15 protein-coding genes are annotated in these 16,915 nt (G+C 72.2%); 7 read left to right on the forward strand and 8 right to left on the reverse strand.

Going from position 1 to position 16,915, the window contains the following annotated elements; all coding sequences use genetic code 11:
* Window positions 1-18: 18 nt before the first annotated feature.
* The 3 genes from ptsP to AC3E6M_RS09710 are packed head-to-tail and all read right to left on the reverse strand — an operon-like array spanning window position 19 to window position 2,340.
* Window positions 19-1,701 carry a phosphoenolpyruvate--protein phosphotransferase gene (gene ptsP / locus AC3E6M_RS09700; protein WP_138175156.1) on the reverse strand — a complete coding sequence of 561 codons (1,683 nt, stop codon included), beginning with the start codon at window positions 1,699-1,701 and terminating at the stop codon, window positions 19-21.
* A 13-nt stretch (window positions 1,702-1,714) separates the two neighbouring features.
* Entirely contained in the window at window positions 1,715-1,990 is a 276-nt protein-coding gene (locus AC3E6M_RS09705) for an HPr family phosphocarrier protein (protein WP_138175154.1), read from the reverse strand.
* A 23-nt stretch (window positions 1,991-2,013) separates the two neighbouring features.
* Window positions 2,014-2,340: a PTS sugar transporter subunit IIB gene (locus AC3E6M_RS09710; RefSeq protein WP_138175153.1), complete on the reverse strand. Its 327-nt coding sequence runs from the start codon at window positions 2,338-2,340 to the stop codon at window positions 2,014-2,016.
* Between the two features lie 164 nt (window positions 2,341-2,504).
* Between AC3E6M_RS09710 and AC3E6M_RS09715 the strand changes: the two genes are divergently transcribed.
* The gene (locus AC3E6M_RS09715) at window positions 2,505-4,433 is read left to right on the forward strand and encodes a BglG family transcription antiterminator (protein WP_171024284.1); all 1,929 of its coding nucleotides are present in this window, start codon (window positions 2,505-2,507) and stop codon (window positions 4,431-4,433) included.
* 111 nt (window positions 4,434-4,544) lie between these two features.
* On the opposite strand, the gene AC3E6M_RS09720 is transcribed toward AC3E6M_RS09715, so the two are convergent.
* From AC3E6M_RS09720 to AC3E6M_RS09730, 3 genes are all read right to left on the reverse strand, one after another.
* On the reverse strand, window positions 4,545-5,510 hold the full coding sequence (locus AC3E6M_RS09720) for a hypothetical protein (protein ID WP_490529741.1): 966 nt from the start codon (window positions 5,508-5,510) through the stop codon (window positions 4,545-4,547).
* Window positions 5,511-5,658: 148 nt separating this feature from the next.
* Window positions 5,659-7,323 carry a phospho-sugar mutase gene (locus AC3E6M_RS09725; RefSeq protein WP_490529742.1) on the reverse strand — a complete coding sequence of 555 codons (1,665 nt, stop codon included), beginning with the start codon at window positions 7,321-7,323 and terminating at the stop codon, window positions 5,659-5,661.
* Window positions 7,320-8,153 (reverse strand): purine-nucleoside phosphorylase, encoded by an 834-nt coding sequence (locus tag AC3E6M_RS09730; RefSeq protein WP_138175147.1) that lies wholly within the window; start codon window positions 8,151-8,153, stop codon window positions 7,320-7,322. Before AC3E6M_RS09730 ends, AC3E6M_RS09725 begins: the two co-directional genes overlap by 4 nt.
* A 67-nt stretch (window positions 8,154-8,220) precedes the next feature.
* Here AC3E6M_RS09730 and AC3E6M_RS09735 point away from each other — a divergent pair, with 67 nt between their 5' ends.
* Entirely contained in the window at window positions 8,221-9,681 is a 1,461-nt protein-coding gene (locus AC3E6M_RS09735) for an NAD(P)H-quinone dehydrogenase (protein ID WP_171024283.1), read from the forward strand.
* A gap of 221 nt (window positions 9,682-9,902) precedes the next feature.
* Here AC3E6M_RS09735 and AC3E6M_RS09740 read toward each other — a convergent pair whose 3' ends face one another.
* Together AC3E6M_RS09740 and AC3E6M_RS09745 are read right to left on the reverse strand one after the other, a co-directional pair.
* Window positions 9,903-11,669 (reverse strand): acetyl/propionyl/methylcrotonyl-CoA carboxylase subunit alpha, encoded by a 1,767-nt coding sequence (locus AC3E6M_RS09740; protein WP_490529743.1) that lies wholly within the window; start codon window positions 11,667-11,669, stop codon window positions 9,903-9,905.
* Window positions 11,670-11,746: 77 nt separating this feature from the next.
* Window positions 11,747-12,394, reverse strand: a complete 648-nt coding sequence (locus AC3E6M_RS09745) for a Maf family protein (protein ID WP_490529744.1) — start codon at window positions 12,392-12,394, stop codon at window positions 11,747-11,749.
* 56 nt (window positions 12,395-12,450) lie between these two features.
* Between AC3E6M_RS09745 and AC3E6M_RS09750 the strand changes: the two genes are divergently transcribed.
* From AC3E6M_RS09750 to AC3E6M_RS09770, 5 genes are all read left to right on the forward strand, one after another.
* Window positions 12,451-13,698 (forward strand): class I SAM-dependent RNA methyltransferase, encoded by a 1,248-nt coding sequence (locus AC3E6M_RS09750; RefSeq protein ID WP_490529745.1) that lies wholly within the window; start codon window positions 12,451-12,453, stop codon window positions 13,696-13,698.
* A 61-nt stretch (window positions 13,699-13,759) separates the two neighbouring features.
* Window positions 13,760-14,425: a response regulator transcription factor gene (locus AC3E6M_RS09755; protein WP_138175629.1), complete on the forward strand. Its 666-nt coding sequence runs from the start codon at window positions 13,760-13,762 to the stop codon at window positions 14,423-14,425.
* The gene (locus AC3E6M_RS09760) at window positions 14,418-14,972 is read left to right on the forward strand and encodes a hypothetical protein (protein ID WP_490529746.1); all 555 of its coding nucleotides are present in this window, start codon (window positions 14,418-14,420) and stop codon (window positions 14,970-14,972) included. The genes AC3E6M_RS09755 and AC3E6M_RS09760 overlap by 8 nt, the downstream gene beginning before the upstream one ends.
* The gene (locus AC3E6M_RS09765; RefSeq protein WP_490529747.1) at window positions 14,945-15,673 is read left to right on the forward strand and encodes a sensor histidine kinase; all 729 of its coding nucleotides are present in this window, start codon (window positions 14,945-14,947) and stop codon (window positions 15,671-15,673) included. The genes AC3E6M_RS09760 and AC3E6M_RS09765 overlap by 28 nt, the downstream gene beginning before the upstream one ends.
* Window positions 15,670-16,707: a hypothetical protein gene (locus tag AC3E6M_RS09770; RefSeq protein WP_490529748.1), complete on the forward strand. Its 1,038-nt coding sequence runs from the start codon at window positions 15,670-15,672 to the stop codon at window positions 16,705-16,707. Before AC3E6M_RS09765 ends, AC3E6M_RS09770 begins: the two co-directional genes overlap by 4 nt.
* Window positions 16,708-16,915 lie beyond the last annotated feature (208 nt).

Raw genomic sequence — 16,915 nt, forward strand, 5'->3', positions numbered from 1 at the left:
CGCGAGGTGGAGCGCGGCTCAGGCCGCGGGGGATGCGGAGGCTGCCTGAGCGGCCTCCCGGGCGGAGGCCGCGTCGTCGGCGGCCAGGGCGGCTTCGGCGATGCGAAGGGCATCGTCGAGCGTGTGGGTGAGCAGGGTCGCACGCACGTCGGCGAGGGCCGTGGGGGCCATCGACAGCGTGGTGGCGCCGAGTCCGACGAGCACCACCGCGAGCAGCGGGTCCGCCGCCGCCTCGCCGCAGATGCCGACGGGCTTGCCGTTCGCGCGGCCGGCGGCGCCGACCTCGCGGATCAGGCGCAAGACGGCCGGGTGCCACGGGTCCTGGAACGAGGCGACCGAGCCGAGCAGCCGGTCGGCGGCGAGCGTGTACTGCGTCAGGTCGTTGGTGCCGATCGAGGCGAAGTCGGCGATCTGGAGGATGCGGTCGGCGAGCAGCGCGGAGGAGGGGACCTCCACCATCACACCCGTGGTCTTCAGGCCGTAGTCCTTGGCCAGCGCGGTGAAGTAACGGGTCTCCTCGACCGTGGACACCATCGGCGCCATGACCCACAGGTCGGCGGGACCGGCCGCGGACTTGCGGGTCTCGGCATCCGCCTCGGCGAGGGCCGTGAGCTGCTCGCGCAGGATGTCCTCGCTCGCACGGAGGGCGCGGAGGCCCCGGAGACCCAGGGCCGGGTTCTCTTCGTGCGCATCGTTGAGGAACGGCAGGGGCTTGTCGGCGCCGGCGTCGAGCACGCGCACGACGACCTTCTTGCCGGGGAAGGCGCTGAGCAGCTCGATGTAGGCGGTGCGCTGCTCCTCGACGGTCGGAGCGGAGCTGGAGCTGAGGAACAGGAACTCGGTGCGGAACAGGCCCACGCCCTCCGCGCCCAGCGCGACGGCCTCGGCAGCGCCACCGGGCTTGCCGAGGTTGGCGAGCAGCGGGACCTTCGTGCCGTCGGCGAGGGCGCCGTCGGTGATGGGCGCCGAGGCGGCGGAGGCGCGCGCCGCGGCACGGTTCTTGGCCCGCGCGAGGTCGTCGTCGCTGGGGTCGACCGTGACGACGCCGGCGGCGGCATCCACGATCACCGTCTGACCGTCGACGAGGTCTTTCGCGCCGGAGGCGCCGACGACCGCGACGATCGACTTCTCGCGCGCCAGGATCGCCGTGTGCGAGGTGGGTCCGCCCTCGGTGGTCACGAGCGCGAGGACCTTGTCGAGGTCGAGCAGGGCGGTGTCGGCGGGAGCGAGGTCTTTGGCGACGAGCACGAACGGGTGACCGGGATCGGGGATGCCGGGAGCGGCGACGCCCCGCAGACGCGCGATGACGCGCTGGGCGACGTCGTCGAGGTCGGCGGCGCGCTCACCCAGGTATCCGCCGAGGGCGATGAGCTGCTCGCGGAACGAGGCGAAGGCGTCGTGGACGGCGAACTCACCGTTCTTGCCCGCGGCCAGACGTGAGTCGACCTCGGCTTCGAGGGTCGGGTCCTCGGCGATCATCGCCTGGGCCTCCAGCACGTCACGGGCCGCGCCACCCGCGTCCGCGCCGCGCTGCTCGAGTTCCCTCGCGACGGCGGCGACGGCCTCGCGCACGCGCGCCGTCTCTTCCTCGACCGACAGCTCGCTGGGGGCGTCCTTCGGGGCGGGCAGGGGCTCGGCCATGCGCGCGATGGGGCCCTGGGCCACGCCCAGTCCGATTCCGACTCCACGGAGTTCCGTCATGTTCCTGTGTTCCTTACTCGGCGTCGTGGTCGGTGGTCAGCAGTTCGGCCAGGCGCTCGAGCGTCGCCTCGGCGTTGTCGCCGTCGGCGGTGAGCGTGACGTAGTCGCCCTGTTCCAGGCCGAGGGCGATGATGCCCAGGATGCTGGCGGCGTTCACGGGCGCGCCGGCGTCCTTGATGAGGCTCACCGGGATGCCGGACTCCTTGGCCGCCTGCGCGAAGAGCTTCGCGGGGCGGGCGTGGAGGCCGTGCGACGAGCCGATGCGGACCGTCCGGGTGATCTGGGGCATGAGTGTTCCTTTCCGGCGGCGGGTCAGATGGTGTCCGCGGACTCCCGCGCCCCCATCGCCTCTTCCACGAGAGCGAGCGTGCGGGTTCCGGTCAGGTCGGTGAAGGCGTCCTCGGGCAGCAAGACGACTCGCACCCCCCGTGTCGCGGCATCCTGTCGGATCCGCTCCAGGTCGGGGGCCAAGTGCGGGCCGACGAGAACGATGTCGACCGCGTCGAGGTCGATCGGGAGCGACCTCACGGTCCCCGCCGCAGCGGAGTAGGGGAGGCCGCGATCGTGAGCTGCGTGACGAACACGCTGTGCGACGAACGTGCTGGACGCACCAGCGCCGCACACCACGAGGATCCTCATCGACCCGCCTCCTTCCTCTCGATTGTGAACATCGCGTTCACAGCAGACAACCAGGTTCGTTTCCCACCCCCCGGAACGTGGATGCCGCGCCCCCGCGCTCGAGGGTGATGCGCGTGGTTGGATGGGGGGAGCGCTGCCATCCGGGCCGGCGCGGAGGACGGATCGTGACGACGAAAGCTCGCCAAGACCGCCTGCTGGCCCTGCTGCTGCGGGACGCGGAGTGGTCCACGGCCGCGTCGCTGGCGGATGCGCTGGGCGTGACCCCGCGCAGCGTGCGCTCCTACGTCACCGCGGTCAACGCCCGCGTGGCCGGCGGGACGGCGATCGAGTCGGGTCCGCTGGGGTATCGGGCGGGATCGGACGCGGCGATCGCCCTGCGCGCGGGCTCGACGGCCGACAGCGGCACGCCGCGGGACCGGCTGCACACGCTCGTGCGGCGCCTGCTCGACTCCGCGGACGGCATCGACGTCTTCGAGACCGCCGACACCCTCCACGTCAGCGCCGCCACCCTCGAAGCCGACCTGGCGCGCGTGCGCGGACTGCTCGGCGGTACCGAGCTGACCCTCGAGCGCTCGGCATCCACCGCCCGCCTGCGCGGGACCGAGGTCGCCCAGCGGCGGCTGCTGTCCAAGCTCGCGCACGACGAAATGGATGCCGGGATGTTCGACCTCGACGCGCTGCGCCGCACGCTCGGCGAGCGGTCGGTCGGCGCGCGGGCGTTCGGGCCCTTCAAAGCCGAGCTCGTCGCCGGGCTCGGGTCGATGGGGTACTTCGTCAACGAGATCGGCATCGGCGACGTCGTCATGCACATCGCCATCGCCGCCGACCGGGTCACGCGCGACCGCGGCCTCGGGGCCGCCGCGGGAGAGTCGTCGGATGCCGTGGACGCCGTCGCCGGCCTGCTGGACCGCCTGACGCTCAAGCACATCGGCGTGCAGCTCGGCGCGGGAGACCTGCGCCACCTCGCCACTCTCGTCCTCACGCGGATCGTGGCCCCCGGCTCTCCCGCGGCCGATGACGTGCGCGCGCGCCTGGACCCGGCGGTCGCGGAGGCCGTGCGCGCGGTCGTCGAGGCCGCGGCATCCCAGTATCTGGTCGATATCGCGCACGCCGACTTCGTCATGCGCCTCGCGCTGCACGTGCAGAACCTGCTGCACCGCTCGCGCGAGCAGGCGTGGTCGCGCAACCCCCTCACGCGCTCGCTCAAGTCGACGTACCCGATGATCTTCGAGGTCGCGGTGTACATCGCGAAGGGGCTCCAGGACGCCCTCGGCATCCCGATCATGGACGACGAGATCGCCTATATCGCGATGCACGTCGGCGGGCGGCTCGAACGCAGCCGCCGCTCCGACCAGCTGCTGACGGCGACGATCGTGTGCCCGGGGTACTACGAGCTGCACGAGCTGCTGCGTTCGAGCGTCGACCGGTCGCTGGGGCAGGCGATCGAGGTCGTCGGCGTCGAGACCCGTATCGACCCGGCGTGGGATTCCATCGACACCGACCTCGTGCTCACCACGATCGACCCGCCGCGGCCGGGCGATCGGTTCGTGCGCATCCAGCCGTTCCTCACCGACGCCGACGTCGAGCGCGTGCAGGCCGCGGCGTCGCGCGTCCGGCGGGCCCGCCGCCTCGCGCGGCTGAGCGCCGAACTCGAGCGTTACTTCTCACCCGACGCTTTCGTGCGGGGCCTCGACGGCGCCGATGGCGAGGCCGGGGTCATCCGTCGCCTCGGCGGGCTGTTGGTCGACGAGGGCGTCATCGATGACGACTACGTCGCGCGGGCCGTGGAGCGCGAGGCGATCTCGTCGACCGCGTTCACCGACGCGCTCGCCGTGCCGCACGCGATGGGAATGACGGCGACCCAGACCCGTATCGCGATCGGCATCGCCGATCCCTCGATCGCCTGGGGCGAGGGACGCGTGCAGGTGGTGGCGCTCGTGGCGTTCTCGGAGACCGACCGCGAGGCGTTCCAGACGGTGTTCGAGCAGTTCGTCGAGGTCTTCAGCGAGCGCGACAGCGTGCAGCGCATCGTCCGTCGCGCGACGAGCTTCGCCGCGTTCCTGGACGAGCTCGTCGCGGTGATCGACGGCTGAGGTTCCCCACTGCCGGGCTACGCCGGGTTTGGGGCGCGTTCTTCCATTTGGGGCGTGGAATTTCCGCGCCCCAGATTGAATTCCGCGCCCCAAGACCCGACGCGCCGGCGGTCATCTCGAAGGAAGCGCCACATGGAAGGCGGCGAAGCGTCGTGCGAGGGTTGGGGCGTCGACGATGTGTGGCCATCCCCAGCGGATGATCGCCCGCCCGGTCGTACCGCGGATCCAGTCCTCACGCTGCTTCTCGGCGAGGAGCACCTGCGCGGGAGACCGGCCGGACTGCGCGGCGTGTTCGGTGTACTTCCCTCGCCCGTCGAACTCCCCCCAGACGCCGACGTCGTCGAGGCCGAAGTCGAGGTAGTACGAGGAGCCGGAGGGACTCGGAACGCGCACCTGCAATTGCGGTGGACGCAAGCCCATCTCGGCAATGCGGATGCGGCTGATGCTCTCGCCCGGCAGTTGGGCGCGTCCGTCCGCGAAGGCGAGGGCTCGCGCGGCCCGCGCACCGCCGTGTGCAGACCGTCGCGAGGTGGCGAGCGCGAGCGCGATCGCAGCCGCCGCCTTGTCCGCGTCATAGGTGCGCGCCGTCGTCGTTGCGAGAGCGCGGAGTGCGCCGTCGAGGGTGCACACCGCCGTCTCGAAGTCGCACGTACGCGCGATGTCCGACATCGTCCTGACCATGCTGGTCACACGAAGCCCGGCGAGGTCGACGACGTCGCCGGGCCCGACGGCACCCCGATGCCGCACGGTCTGCGCCATGGCGCCGCGGCGACGTTCGTCGAGGATGACGTGGACCCGCTGCGCGTCAGGCCGGTACAGCGGAAGGCCGTGCAATGCGGCCGCGGTCTGGTGAGAGAACAGCGGCGGCTCGACGCTCACGAGGGCGAGAGCTCGCGCGCGCAGCACGATCCACTCTTCGGGACGCAGGCGGGCGGTGGCCGTGGCCCCGACGTAGACACCGGCCCGGACGCGGATCAGGGAGCCGTCGCGCACGAGGACGTCGAGGCGGTGGCGGTCGACGTCGCGCTCGCCCAGTTCCGAGCGGCGCAACAGAGGTGTCGAGAGAACGGCATCCATCCGTTCACTTTGTCCGAGTCTGCGCCTCGCCCCCGAACCTCGTCCCCGGCGGTGTGGAGAACTTCTGGTTTGGGGCGCGATCTACCGTTTGGGGCGCGGTAATCCACGCCCCAAACGGAATCGCGCGCCCCAAACCCGAGGAGCCCAGTCAGCGCACCGCCGCGAGCAGCGCCTCCGCACCCGCGCGCAGCGCGTCGAGGCGGCGACGGGCCTTCTTGGCCGACGAGCCGCGTACGTCGAGGTACAGCTTGAGCTTCGGCTCGGTGCCACTGGGGCGCACAATGAGTCGCGAGCCGTCCTCGAGCCAGATGCGCAGCACGTCGCCGGGGGGCAGGCCGTCGACGCCCTCGAGCAGGTCATCGATCCTCGACACCGCGACCTCGCCCACCGCGGACGGCGGCTGGGCGCGAAGGGATGCCATGATCCCGGCGATCTCGCCCACGTCGGTCACGCGCACCGAGATCTGGTCGCTGACGAACGCGCCGAACGTGTCCCGGAACTCCTGCAGCAGGTCGGCGACGGTGCGCCCTTCGGCGCGGGCTGCGGTCGCCATGCCCAAGAGGGCCACGGCGGCGGAGATGCCGTCCTTGTCGCGCACGGTCTCGGGGTTGACGAGGTATCCGAGTGCCTCCTCAAAACCGTAGACGATACCCGGCGCCCGCGAGATCCACTTGAACCCGGTGAGGGTCGCGTGGAAGTCGAGACCGTAGTGCTCGGCGACGGCCTGCAGCCCGGGCGACGACACCAGGGAGCACGCGAGCGACCCCCCGCTGCCGGCCGCGGCGCGCGCCGCGCGCCAGCCCAGCAGCAGCCCGATCTCGTTGCCGGTGAGGCGGCGCCAGCCGCCGTCGGCCTCGGCATCCGGAATCGCGACGGCGAGGCGGTCGGCATCCGGATCGTTCGCGATGACGAGCTCGGCGTCGGCCGCCCGTGCCGTCTCGAAGGCGAGGTCCATTGCCCCCGGCTCCTCGGGGTTCGGGAACGCCACCGTGGGGAAGCGCCCGTCGGGGTGGATCTGCGCCTCGACGACCACCGGTTCCGGATACCCGGCCGCGGCGAGGACCCGCGCGACGGTCTCCCACCCCACACCGTGCATCGCGGTGTACACCCACCGCAGCCCCTCCGCCCCGGCGGCTGCGGGGGCCACGGCCGCGGTCGCGGCCACGTAGGCCTCCACGACCGACTCGGGCGCGTTCTCGAAGCCCACCGAGCGGGGGAGGACGGTGACGTCGCCCGCGTCGGCCACCCGCTGGATGTGCGCGGCGATCTCGGCGTCGGCGGGCGAGACGATCTGCGCGCCGTCGTCGGCACCGCCGAGATAGACCTTGTAGCCGTTGTCGTCCGGCGGGTTGTGGCTCGCGGTGACCATGACCCCGGCGTCGGCTCCGAGGTGACGAACCGCGAACGCGAGCACGGGCGTCGGGAGCATCCGCGGCAGCAGGATGGCGCGCAGCCCCGCGCCGGCGAAGATCTCGACCGAGTCGCGGGCGAACACATCGGAATTGCGTCGCCCGTCGTAGCCGACGACGACCGTGGGGGTTGCGTCCCCGCCACGCTCGCGCAGGTACGCCGCGAAGCCCGCCGCGGCCTGCGCGACCAGCACACGGTTCATGCGATTGGGGCCGGCCCCGAGGGTCCCGCGCAGGCCGGCGGTGCCGAAGGCCAAACGGGTCGAGAAACGGTCGGCGAGGTCGGCCTCGGCCTCTACCGACCCCTCGGAGACGCGCTCCAGCAGGGAGGACAGTTCCTCGCGGGTCACGGCATCCGGATCCTGGGCGAGCCAGGCGCGGGCCGCCTCGACGAACCCGCTCACAGCGCGCCGATCACGCGGGCGAGCAGCGCAGAGATCACCGGTTCGGCCTCGCGCCCGGCCTCGAGCACCTCGTCGTGGCTGAGGGGGGTCTTCTGGATGCCGGCGGCCAGGTTCGTGATGAGCGAGAAGCCGAGGATCTCCATGCCCGCCTGCCGGGCGGCGATCGCCTCGAGGGCGGTGGACATGCCGACGATGTGCCCGCCGATGGTCTTCGCCATCTGCACTTCCGCGGGAGTTTCGTAGTGGGGACCGCGGAACTGCGTGTAGACGCCCTCGTCGAGCGTCGGGTCGATCGACCGTGCCAGGTCGCGCAGTCGTTGCGAGTACAGGTCGGTCAGGTCGATGAACGTCGCGCCCTCGAGGGGCGAGTCGGCGGTGAGGTTGATGTGATCGCTGATCAGGACGGGCTGGCCGGGCTTCCACGTCTCGCGGATACCGCCCGCGCCGTTGGTGAGGATCATCGTCGTCGCACCGGTCGCCGCGGCGGTGCGGACGCTGTGGACGACACGTCGCACGCCGTGGCCCTCGTAGTAGTGCGTGCGCGCGCCGATCACGAGGACGTTCTTGCCGCCGGGGGTGCGGACGCTGCGGAGCGTGCCGACGTGCCCCTCGAGGGCGGGCTTCGAGAAGCCGACGACCTCGGTCGCGGGGAACGCCGCGGTCTCCTCGCCGATGAGTTCGGCGGCGCGGCCCCAGCCGCTGCCGAGGGTGACGGCGATGTCGTGACGCTCGACGCCCGAGAGGCGGGCGATGTCGGCGGCCGCGGCTGCGGCGATCTCGAACGGGTCGGCCGCCGGGTCGTCGAGCGGGTGAAGGGTGCTGTGTGCCATGGACCCACTCTAGAAAGCCGCGGCATCCGGGGCCAGGCGCACGGGCCGCGCGTCGCACTAGGGAAGAATGGATGCCATGGTGCAGAGCTTCGAGCGCAAGCAGTCCATCGCGATCGTCGGCGGTGGTCCCGGTGGCTACGAGGCCGCGCTCTCGGCCGCGCAGTTGGGGGCCGATGTCACCCTCGTCGAGCGGGCCGGGGTGGGCGGTTCGGCCGTCATCACCGACGTCGTGCCCTCGAAGACGCTCATCGCGACGGCCGACGCGGCCGTCGCGATCCGCAGTGCCAGCGAGCTGGGCGTGCAGCTGTTCGCCAAGGACGACCGGGGCAAGCCCCTCGCCCCCGAGGTCGCGATCAACCTCGCCGCCGTGAACCAGCGTCTGCTCTCGCTCGCACGGCAGCAGTCCGACGACATGCGCGCGTCGCTGCTGGAGGCGGGGGTCCGCATCATCTCCGGCCACGGGCGCCTCGACGGCCCCGGCGCCGTCGTCGTCTCGACCGAGGCCGGAGGCACGGACTTCGACCGCATCGAGGCGGAGACCCTCGTCGTGTCGGTGGGGGCGTCGCCCCGCGAGCTGCCGTCGGCGCAGCCCGACGGAGAGCGCATCCTCACCTGGACCCAGCTGTACGACATGAAGTCGGTGCCGTCGCACCTCATCGTCGTCGGGTCGGGCGTCACGGGCGCGGAGTTCGCCTCCGCCTACATGAACCTCGGAGCGAAGGTGACCCTCGTCTCCAGCCGCGACCAGGTGCTCCCGGGTGAGGACCAGGATGCCGCGGCCGTGCTCGAACGCGTCTTCCAGCGCGGCGGGATGACGCTGCTGTCCAAGGCGCGGGCGGATTCGGTGGTCAACACCGGCGACGGCGTGCTCGTCACCCTCGCCGACGGCCGGACGATCGAGGGCAGCCACTGCCTCATGGCGGTCGGGTCGATCCCGAACACGGCGGGCATCGGCCTGGAGCAGGCGGGCGTCCAGATGACCCCGTCGGGGCACATCCGCGTCAACCGCGTCGCGCGCACGTCGGTGCCGAACATCTACGCCGCGGGCGACTGCACGAACTTCTTCCCCTTGGCGTCCGTGGCATCCATGCAGGGACGTCAAGCCGTGTTCCACGCGCTCGGCGACGTCGTGATCCCGCTCGAGACGCGCCGCATCACGGCGAACATCTTCACGGCTCCCGAGATCGCCACCGTCGGGTTCAGCGAGCAGGACGTGATCGACGGCAAAATCGCGGGCGTGGTGAAGAAGCTGCCGCTGTCGGCCAACCCCCGCGCGAAGATGCAGGGCATCACCGACGGCTTCGTGAAGATCATCGCGCGGCAGGGGAGCGGCACCGTCATGGGCGGGGTCATCGTGGGCCCGCGGGCGTCGGAGTTGATCTACCCGATCGCGATCGCCGTGGAGCGCCGTCTCACCGTCGATCAGGTCGCCCGCGTGTTCGCGGTGTACCCGTCGCTGACCTCGAGCATCACCGACGCCGCCCGCGCGATGCACATCGTCGACCGCGACGATCCCGGCGAGGACTGACTCTCCCGGATGCCGGTGCTCCCGGCATCCGTCTTCTCCTTGCGATAAACGCTTCCTGCACTGGGAAACGCTCTCTACGTGCGTGTCTCGGTGCAGGAAGCGTTTATCACTCTGCCGGCGCGGCCCAGCCCGGCCCGGCCCGGCCCCGCCCGGCGCGGCCCCGCGACGAACGACGGCGCCGCACCCCCGAAGGGATGCGGCGCCGGACGAGGGCGGATGCCTCAGCTGATGAGCAGCAGCGGGTGGCCCGCCGCGACGGTCGTGCCGGGGCTCGCGTCGATCCCGGTGACGGTGCCGTCCTTGTGGGCTTGAAGGGGCTGCTCCATCTTCATCGCCTCGAGCACGACGACGAGGTCGCCCTTGACGACCTGCTGTCCCTCTTCGACGGCGACCTTGACGACGGTGGCCTGCATCGGCGACTTCACGGCGTCACCGGTGGCGCCCGCGGTCGGGGACGCCGCGTGCGAGCGGCGCGAGGGCGGGGCCGCGGCCGGGCGCCCGGGCTTGCCGGCCGGGGCGGCGATGCGGTCGGGGAGGCTGACCTCGAGGCGCTTGCCGCCGACCTCGACCACGACCGTGTGCCGGCCGGGAGCCTCGGTCGGAGCCTCGGGCTCGCCGTCCCAGGCGGGGATGTCGTTGACGAACTCGGTCTCGATCCACCGCGTGTACACACCGAACCGGCCGTCCTCGGCGGTGAAGGCGGGGTCGCGGACGACCTTGCGGTGGAAGGGCAGCACGGTGGGGAGCCCCGCGACCTCGAACTCGTCGAGGGCGCGGCGCGCGCGCTCGAGCGCCTCGGCGCGGTCGCGGCCCGTCACGATGATCTTGGCCAGGAGCGAGTCGAACGCGCCCGAGACGCTGTCGCCGGCGGTGACGCCGGAGTCCAGGCGCAGGCCGGGACCCCCGAAGGTCTTGAACACGTGGATGGGGCCGGGCTGGGGCAGGAATCCGCGACCGGGGTCCTCGCCGTTGATGCGGAACTCGATCGAGTGGCCCACCGGCGCGGGGTCGTCGTAGCCCAGCTCCTCGCCCTCGGCGATGCGGAACTGCTCGCGGACGAGGTCGATGCCGGTGACCTCTTCCGAGACCGGGTGCTCGACCTGGAGGCGCGTGTTGACCTCGAGGAACGAGATCGTGCCGTCGGCGCCGATGAGGAACTCGCACGTGCCGGCCCCGACGTAGCCGACCTCGCGGAGGATCGCCTTGGATGCCGAGTACAGCACGGCGTTCTGCTCGTCGGTGAGGAACGGCGCGGGCGCCTCTTCCACGAGCTTCTGGTGACGGCGCTGCAGCGAGCAGTCGCGCGTGGAGACGACGACCACGTTTCCGGCGGCATCCGCGAGGCACTGGGTCTCGACGTGACGCGGCTTGTCGAGGTACTTCTCGACGAAGCACTCGCCGCGGCCGAAGGCGGCGACGGCCTCGCGCGTGGCCGACTCGAACATCTCGGCGACCTCGTCGAGCTCACGGGCGACCTTCAGTCCGCGTCCGCCGCCGCCGTAGGCGGCCTTGATGGCGATGGGGAGTCCGACCTGCTCGGCGAAGGCGATGACCTCGTCGGCTCCGGCGACGGGGCCGGGGGTGCCGGGGGCGAGCGGTGCACCGACCTTCTCGGCGACGTGACGCGCGGTGACCTTGTCACCGAGGGCCTCGATGGCCGCGGGTGCGGGGCCGATCCAGATCAGGCCGGCGTCGATGACGGCGCGGGCGAAGTCGGCGTTCTCGGCGAGGAAGCCGTAGCCGGGGTGCACGGCGTCGGCGCCGGAGCGGCGGGCGATCGAGAGGATCTTCTCGATCGACAGGTAGGTGTCGGCGCTGGTGGCGCCATCGAGCGCGTAGGCCTCGTCGGCGAGGCGGGTGTGCAGGGCATCCCGGTCCTGGTCGGCGTAGACGGCGACGGAGGCCTTACCCGAATCGCGTGCGGCGCGGATGACACGGACGGCGATCTCGCCGCGGTTGGCGACGAGAACCTTGGCGATCTTCGGCATCCGCCCAGCCTATCGAGGCCGGCTGCCGCTCTTTTGACCCTCCTCGACAAGAAACGCCGAAAAACGTGTGGGGGAGTCTACGAACGGTTCCACAGTTCGGTCCACGAGCCGCCGAGCTCCCGCACCAATCGGCGCACCGTCGACAGCGACATCCCGACCACCGTCGACGGGTCGCCCTCAACGCGGTCGATGAACGCGCCGCCGAGGCTGTCGACCGTGAACGCGCCGGCCACGTGCAGCGGTTCGCCACTGGCGACGTACGCCGCGATCTCGTCTTCGTCGACGTCGGACGCGAAGCTGACGGTCGCCTCGGCGACGGCGAACGCCTCGCGGGGCTCCGCGCCGGGGACGAGGCGGAACACGCTGTGGCCCGAGTGCAGGATGCCGGTGCGCCCGCGCATCTCCCGCCACCGGGCGGTCGCCGCCTCGGGCGTATAGGGCTTTCCGAGGATCTCGTCGCCGAGCGCGAACATCGAATCGCCCCCGATGACGAACCCGTCGAAGTCGGGGTCGTCCGCGTGCAGCCGGTGCGCGACGTCGGCGGCCTTGCGTCGCGCGAGGAGGAGCACGTGCTCGGGGGCGGGGAGCCGGCGTCCCTCCGCCGCCTCGACCTCGGCGATCACCGCTTCCTCGTCGACCTGCGGCGCGCGGGCCTCTGGCTCGATGCCGGCCTGCCGCAGGAGCATCAGCCGGGCGGGGGAAGTGGATGCCAAGCACACGCGCATGCGTCCACGCTACCGATGCACAGCCCCACCGGACCCGCGTGTGACAGGCTCGGGGGATGCACAACGGCGACCTCATCGATCTCGACATCACCGGCGTCGCCCACGGCGGCATCTTCGTCGGGCGGCACGAGGGTCGCGTCGTCTTCGTGCCCGACACGCTGCCCGGGGAGCGCGTGCGCGTCCGGCTCACCGACACCCGCAAGAAGGCGTTCTGGCGCGCCGAGACGCTGGAGGTGCTCGAGGCGGCCCCCGAGCGTCGCCCGCACGTGTGGGCGTCCGCGTCGATCGACCGCGCGCCTGAGGAGCGTGCGGGAGGCGCCGAGTTCGGCCACATCGCGCTCGCGCACCAGCGCGCGCTCAAGGAACGTGTGATCCGGGAGTCCCTCGAGCGCGTAGGCCGCCTCGAGCTGCCGGTCGAGGTGCGCGCGGCCGGCGCCGACGAGACCCCCGACGGCACGGGCTGGCGCACGCGCGTGAGCCTGCACGTCGACGAGGCCGGTCGCGTCGGCCCCTTCGCGCCGCGCTCGCACCGGGTCGTGGAGACCCCCGACCTGCCGCTGGCCACGGCCGCCGTCGCGCGCGCCGCGGCGGAGCTGCGCGGAGGCGGCGTCGGCCGCATCGACCTCGTCCAGCCCGCCGACGGGCGCGTGCGCGTCCTGCCGCGTCCGGACGGCACGCGCGACGCCGCTCCGGCCGAGGTCGTCGAGGAACGCGTCGGCGATCGCGTCTTCCGGGTGGACGCGGGCGGCTTCTGGCAGGTGCACCGGTTGGCGGCCGCCGCGCTCACGGATGCCGTGACCGAACGGGTGCGCGCGAGCGTCGGCGACCTGGACCCGGATGCCACCCACCTCGACCTCTACGGAGGGGTGGGACTCTTCGCCGCGGCGCTGGCCGACATGGGCGGCGTCGCCACGCGCGTGATCAGCGTCGAGAGCGATGCGCGCGCGACCGAGCACGCGGGAGAGAACCTCGCCGAGTGGGTCGGCGCGCGCGCCGAGACCGCCCGGGTGGACCGCTATGTCGGCGGGCTGGTCGCCGACGCCTCGGAGCGGGAGCGCGAGCGTCTCTCGCGCGGCGTCGTGGTCCTGGACCCGCCGCGGGCGGGCGCCGGGCGGGACGTCGTCGAGGGCCTCGCCGCGCTGGGGCCGAGCGCGGTGGTCTACGTCGCGTGCGATCCGGTGGCTCTCGCCCGTGACCTGGCCATCTTCGCCGAGCACGGCTACCGGGCCGACGGGGGGATCCGGGGTCTGGATCTGTTCCCGAACTCCCACCACGTCGAGGCCGTGGTCGCGCTGCGGCGGTGACCCGCCGATCGGCGCATGTGGAGTCCCGCTATCCGAGGGGCTGCGCCGATACGATGAGGAGATGACGCGCGTCGCCCTCATCGATGACCACGAATCGGTCCGTCTCGGCCTCGAGGCCGCGCTCGCGCGCACCGAGTCGTTCGAAGTGGTCTCCTCGGGCGCGAACGTGGCCACCTATCTCGAGTGGCGTCGCTCCGCAGGCGAGGCCCCGGCGGACGTCGTCGTTCTCGATCTCACCCTGGGCGACGGCACCACGGTGTCCGAGAACGTCGACCGGGTCGTGCGCGACGGGTCCAGCGTCATCATCCACAGCGTCGCCGACCGCCCGGCCGCGGTGCGCGAGGCGCTCGCCGCCGGCGCGGCGGGGATCGTGAGCAAGTCCTCGCCCACGCACGAGGTGCTCGCGGCGATCGGCACGGTGGCGCGGGGCGAGCTGCTCGACAACGTCGAGTGGGCCAGCGCCGTCGAGGGCGATCGCGAGTTCGCGGATGCGCAGTTGTCCGCGCGCGAGCGGGAAGTGCTCCGCCTGTACGCCGCGGGCCTGCCCCTCAAGGCCGTCGCCGAGCGCCTGGGAGTGGCGTACTCCACCGCGAAAGAGAACATCACGCGCGTCCGCGTGAAGTACGTCGAGGTCGGTCGCCCCGCCCCGACGAAGGTCGATCTGCTGCGGCGGGCGATGGAAGACGGCATCCTCCATGACGCTCCCGAGACGCCAGGCGATGCCTGACGTCGATCGCTCCGTCCTCGACGAGGCGTGGGGGAGGATCCCGCACACGCGAGAGACCAGCGACGACCCCGGGTCGTTCACGCAGAAGCGCATCGAGCGGGTCATCACGCTGCTGGTCGGGCCGGCCTGTCTGGTCCTCGGGGTGCAGGCGTTCGTCGCCGCCTTCGGTCCGAGCGACGAAGCCGACGGGTGGCACCTCCCCCTCGTGGTCGGCGTCTTCGTCCCCCTCCTGGCCATGGTGGTCGCGTGCGGCGTCGGGCGATTCGCACGGTTGTTCTCGGGATTGTTCGCCGTGGTGTTCGTGATCGCGCTCGCGCTGTGGCCCATCGCCACGGCCGGGGGTCAGCCGCCCTCGCCGACCCAGAACCCGTGGATCTTCTACCTCATCAACGTGGCCACCGTGGCCACCGTGGTGGCTTTCCCGCTGGCCCTGCAGGTGGCGTGGACGGTCGCGGCCCCCTTGCTCTTCGGCGTGGTCCGGCTGCTCCAGGCCGGCGGGCGCCCCGAATCCTTCTGCCCGTGGCTCTGGACGTCTCGTTCGCCCTGATCCTGGGGAGCGTCCTCGTGACGTTGACGTGGATGTACCGCTCGATCGCGGCGAACGTCGACGAGACCCGGGCGCGCGCCGTGGCGAGCTATGCCTCGGCCGCGGCGACCGCGGCGACCGAACACGAACGCGTCGCGGTGGCGGCGCTCATGCACGACAGCGTCCTCGGTGCCCTCTTGGCGGCGGAGCGTGCGTCGACCCCGCGCGAGCGCACACTGGCGGTCAGCATGGCCCGAGAGGCACTCACCCGCCTCGCCAACGCCGAGAAGGACGCCCTCGAGGGCAGCGACGAGCCGATGGATGCCACGGCCCTCGCCCAGGACATCGAGACGTCGGCGCGCGACTTCGGGGTGGAACTCGTCGTGCAGCGGCGCGTGCAGGAGGGCACCCCACGCGTTCCGGGTCGCGTCGCCCGTGCGCTCGTCCTGGCGGCGATGCAGGCCGTGGCCAACGCCGTCCAGCATGCCGAAGCGCGCGCGCTGTCGGTCGATGTCGTCGGCCACGCCGAGCCCGGGGGCGTGACCATCCGCGTGCGAGACGCCGGTCGCGGCTTCGACGTGAACGCGATCCCGGCCGATCGGCTCGGCATCCGCGGATCGATCATCGCCCGCGTCACCGCGGTCGGCGGCCGGTCCGCGGTGGATTCCACGCCCGCGGGGACGACGGTGACGCTCGAGTGGGAGAGCGGGGATCGCTGGTGACCGTTCGCTCGATCCTCGCGGGCATCGCCCTGGCCTTCACGGCGTACCTCGCTGCCCGCAGCCTGCTCTGGACGCTTCCCGATACGGTCGATCGGGGCTGGCTGCTGGTCGCCGCTCTGGTCATCTACCTGCCGATCACTTGGGTGTGGATCCTGCTGCCGACGCGGCAGCGCGCCGCCGCCGACGGCGGCCTCCCCGGCCCGCGCATCGTCCCGCCGCGGTGGGCCGCCGCCCTCGCGCTGCTCGCCGCGGTCGTCGTGCCCAATGCGGCCTTCGCCGCGGTCAGCGACGCGGGCCGCGCCCAGCCCTTCGTCACGTGGGTGATCGGCGGCATCGGCGCGTTGATGACGGTGGTCATGGTCCGCCGCCGCCCGGCGGTGGCCTGGGTGGGCACGGGCCTCATGGCCCTCTCGGCGGCGGTCTGGCTCGGTCCCCTCGCACCGTTGAGTCTCGGACTCGTCGGGTCGCTCGTGTGGGTCGCCGCGGCGCAGCTGATCTCCTACGCTCTGGACCGGGTCGCCCACGACGCCGAGCAGCTCTCGGAGCTTCAGCAGGCGGCCTCGGCGTGGCAGGCGTCGCAGAGCGGTCGCCAGCGCGAGCGGCGCCTGCACGTCCAACGGGCCTTGCACGTGGCCGGCCCCGTGCTCGGCCGCACGATCGAGACCGGGGGCAACCTGCGTCCGAGCGAGAAGAACTCGGCCCGGCTGGCGGAGCAGAGCCTGCGCGACGAACTGCGCAGCCCCCGCCTCCTCGATGACGGCGTGCGCGCGCAGATCGATGCCGCCCGTCGTCGCGGCACGATCGTCATGCTCTTCGACGAGGGAGGGCTGGAAGGGCTGCCGGCTCCCGCGCTCGCCGAGATCCGCAGCGAACTCGCCGGGATCGTCGGCGAGGCCTCCTCCGAGCGGCTCATCATCCGCACCTCGCCCCATCACGAGGTGGCGGTCACGGTGGTCGGCCGCACGGCATCCGAGGGGGCCGGTGCCGACGAGGACGCCGTCGACCTGTGGCGCGAGATCCGTCGGCCCAGCTGACGGGCACCGCTCACCGCCGGCCCGGAAGACTGCGCTCTTTCGCGGAGAAAAAGTGAGGGGTGAGGGGCGGCGAATCGCCTGCCCCTCACCCATGCGAACGGCTACCCGAAAATCGTCCGCGTGGCCGGAACCGGCTCGATGGAGCGGCCCGACCGAACGCGTGATGCGTTCCAGCTCCTCCAGTATCCGTGAGCGTTTCCGCTCCGTC

It is taken from the genome of Microbacterium sp. SCPM-O-B-15248 (M128), from assembly GCF_058214835.1.

What these genes read in the sequence shown, in the direction of transcription:
- ptsP (WP_138175156.1), bottom strand. Translation starts at nt 1,701, where the DNA reads ATGACGGAACTCCGTGGAGTCGGAATCGGACTGGGCGTGGCCCAGGGC.
- AC3E6M_RS09705 (WP_138175154.1), bottom strand. Translation starts at nt 1,990, where the DNA reads ATGCCCCAGATCACCCGGACGGTCCGCATCGGCTCGTCGCACGGCCTC.
- AC3E6M_RS09710 (WP_138175153.1), bottom strand. Translation starts at nt 2,340, where the DNA reads ATGAGGATCCTCGTGGTGTGCGGCGCTGGTGCGTCCAGCACGTTCGTC.
- AC3E6M_RS09720 (WP_490529741.1), bottom strand. Translation starts at nt 5,510, where the DNA reads ATGGATGCCGTTCTCTCGACACCTCTGTTGCGCCGCTCGGAACTGGGC.
- AC3E6M_RS09730 (WP_138175147.1), bottom strand. Translation starts at nt 8,153, where the DNA reads ATGGCACACAGCACCCTTCACCCGCTCGACGACCCGGCGGCCGACCCG.
- AC3E6M_RS09735 (WP_171024283.1), top strand. Translation starts at nt 8,221, where the DNA reads ATGGATGCCATGGTGCAGAGCTTCGAGCGCAAGCAGTCCATCGCGATC.
- AC3E6M_RS09740 (WP_490529743.1), bottom strand. Translation starts at nt 11,669, where the DNA reads ATGCCGAAGATCGCCAAGGTTCTCGTCGCCAACCGCGGCGAGATCGCC.
- AC3E6M_RS09745 (WP_490529744.1), bottom strand. Translation starts at nt 12,394, where the DNA reads ATGCGCGTGTGCTTGGCATCCACTTCCCCCGCCCGGCTGATGCTCCTG.
- AC3E6M_RS09750 (WP_490529745.1), top strand. Translation starts at nt 12,451, where the DNA reads ATGCACAACGGCGACCTCATCGATCTCGACATCACCGGCGTCGCCCAC.
- AC3E6M_RS09755 (WP_138175629.1), top strand. Translation starts at nt 13,760, where the DNA reads ATGACGCGCGTCGCCCTCATCGATGACCACGAATCGGTCCGTCTCGGC.
- AC3E6M_RS09760 (WP_490529746.1), top strand. Translation starts at nt 14,418, where the DNA reads ATGCCTGACGTCGATCGCTCCGTCCTCGACGAGGCGTGGGGGAGGATC.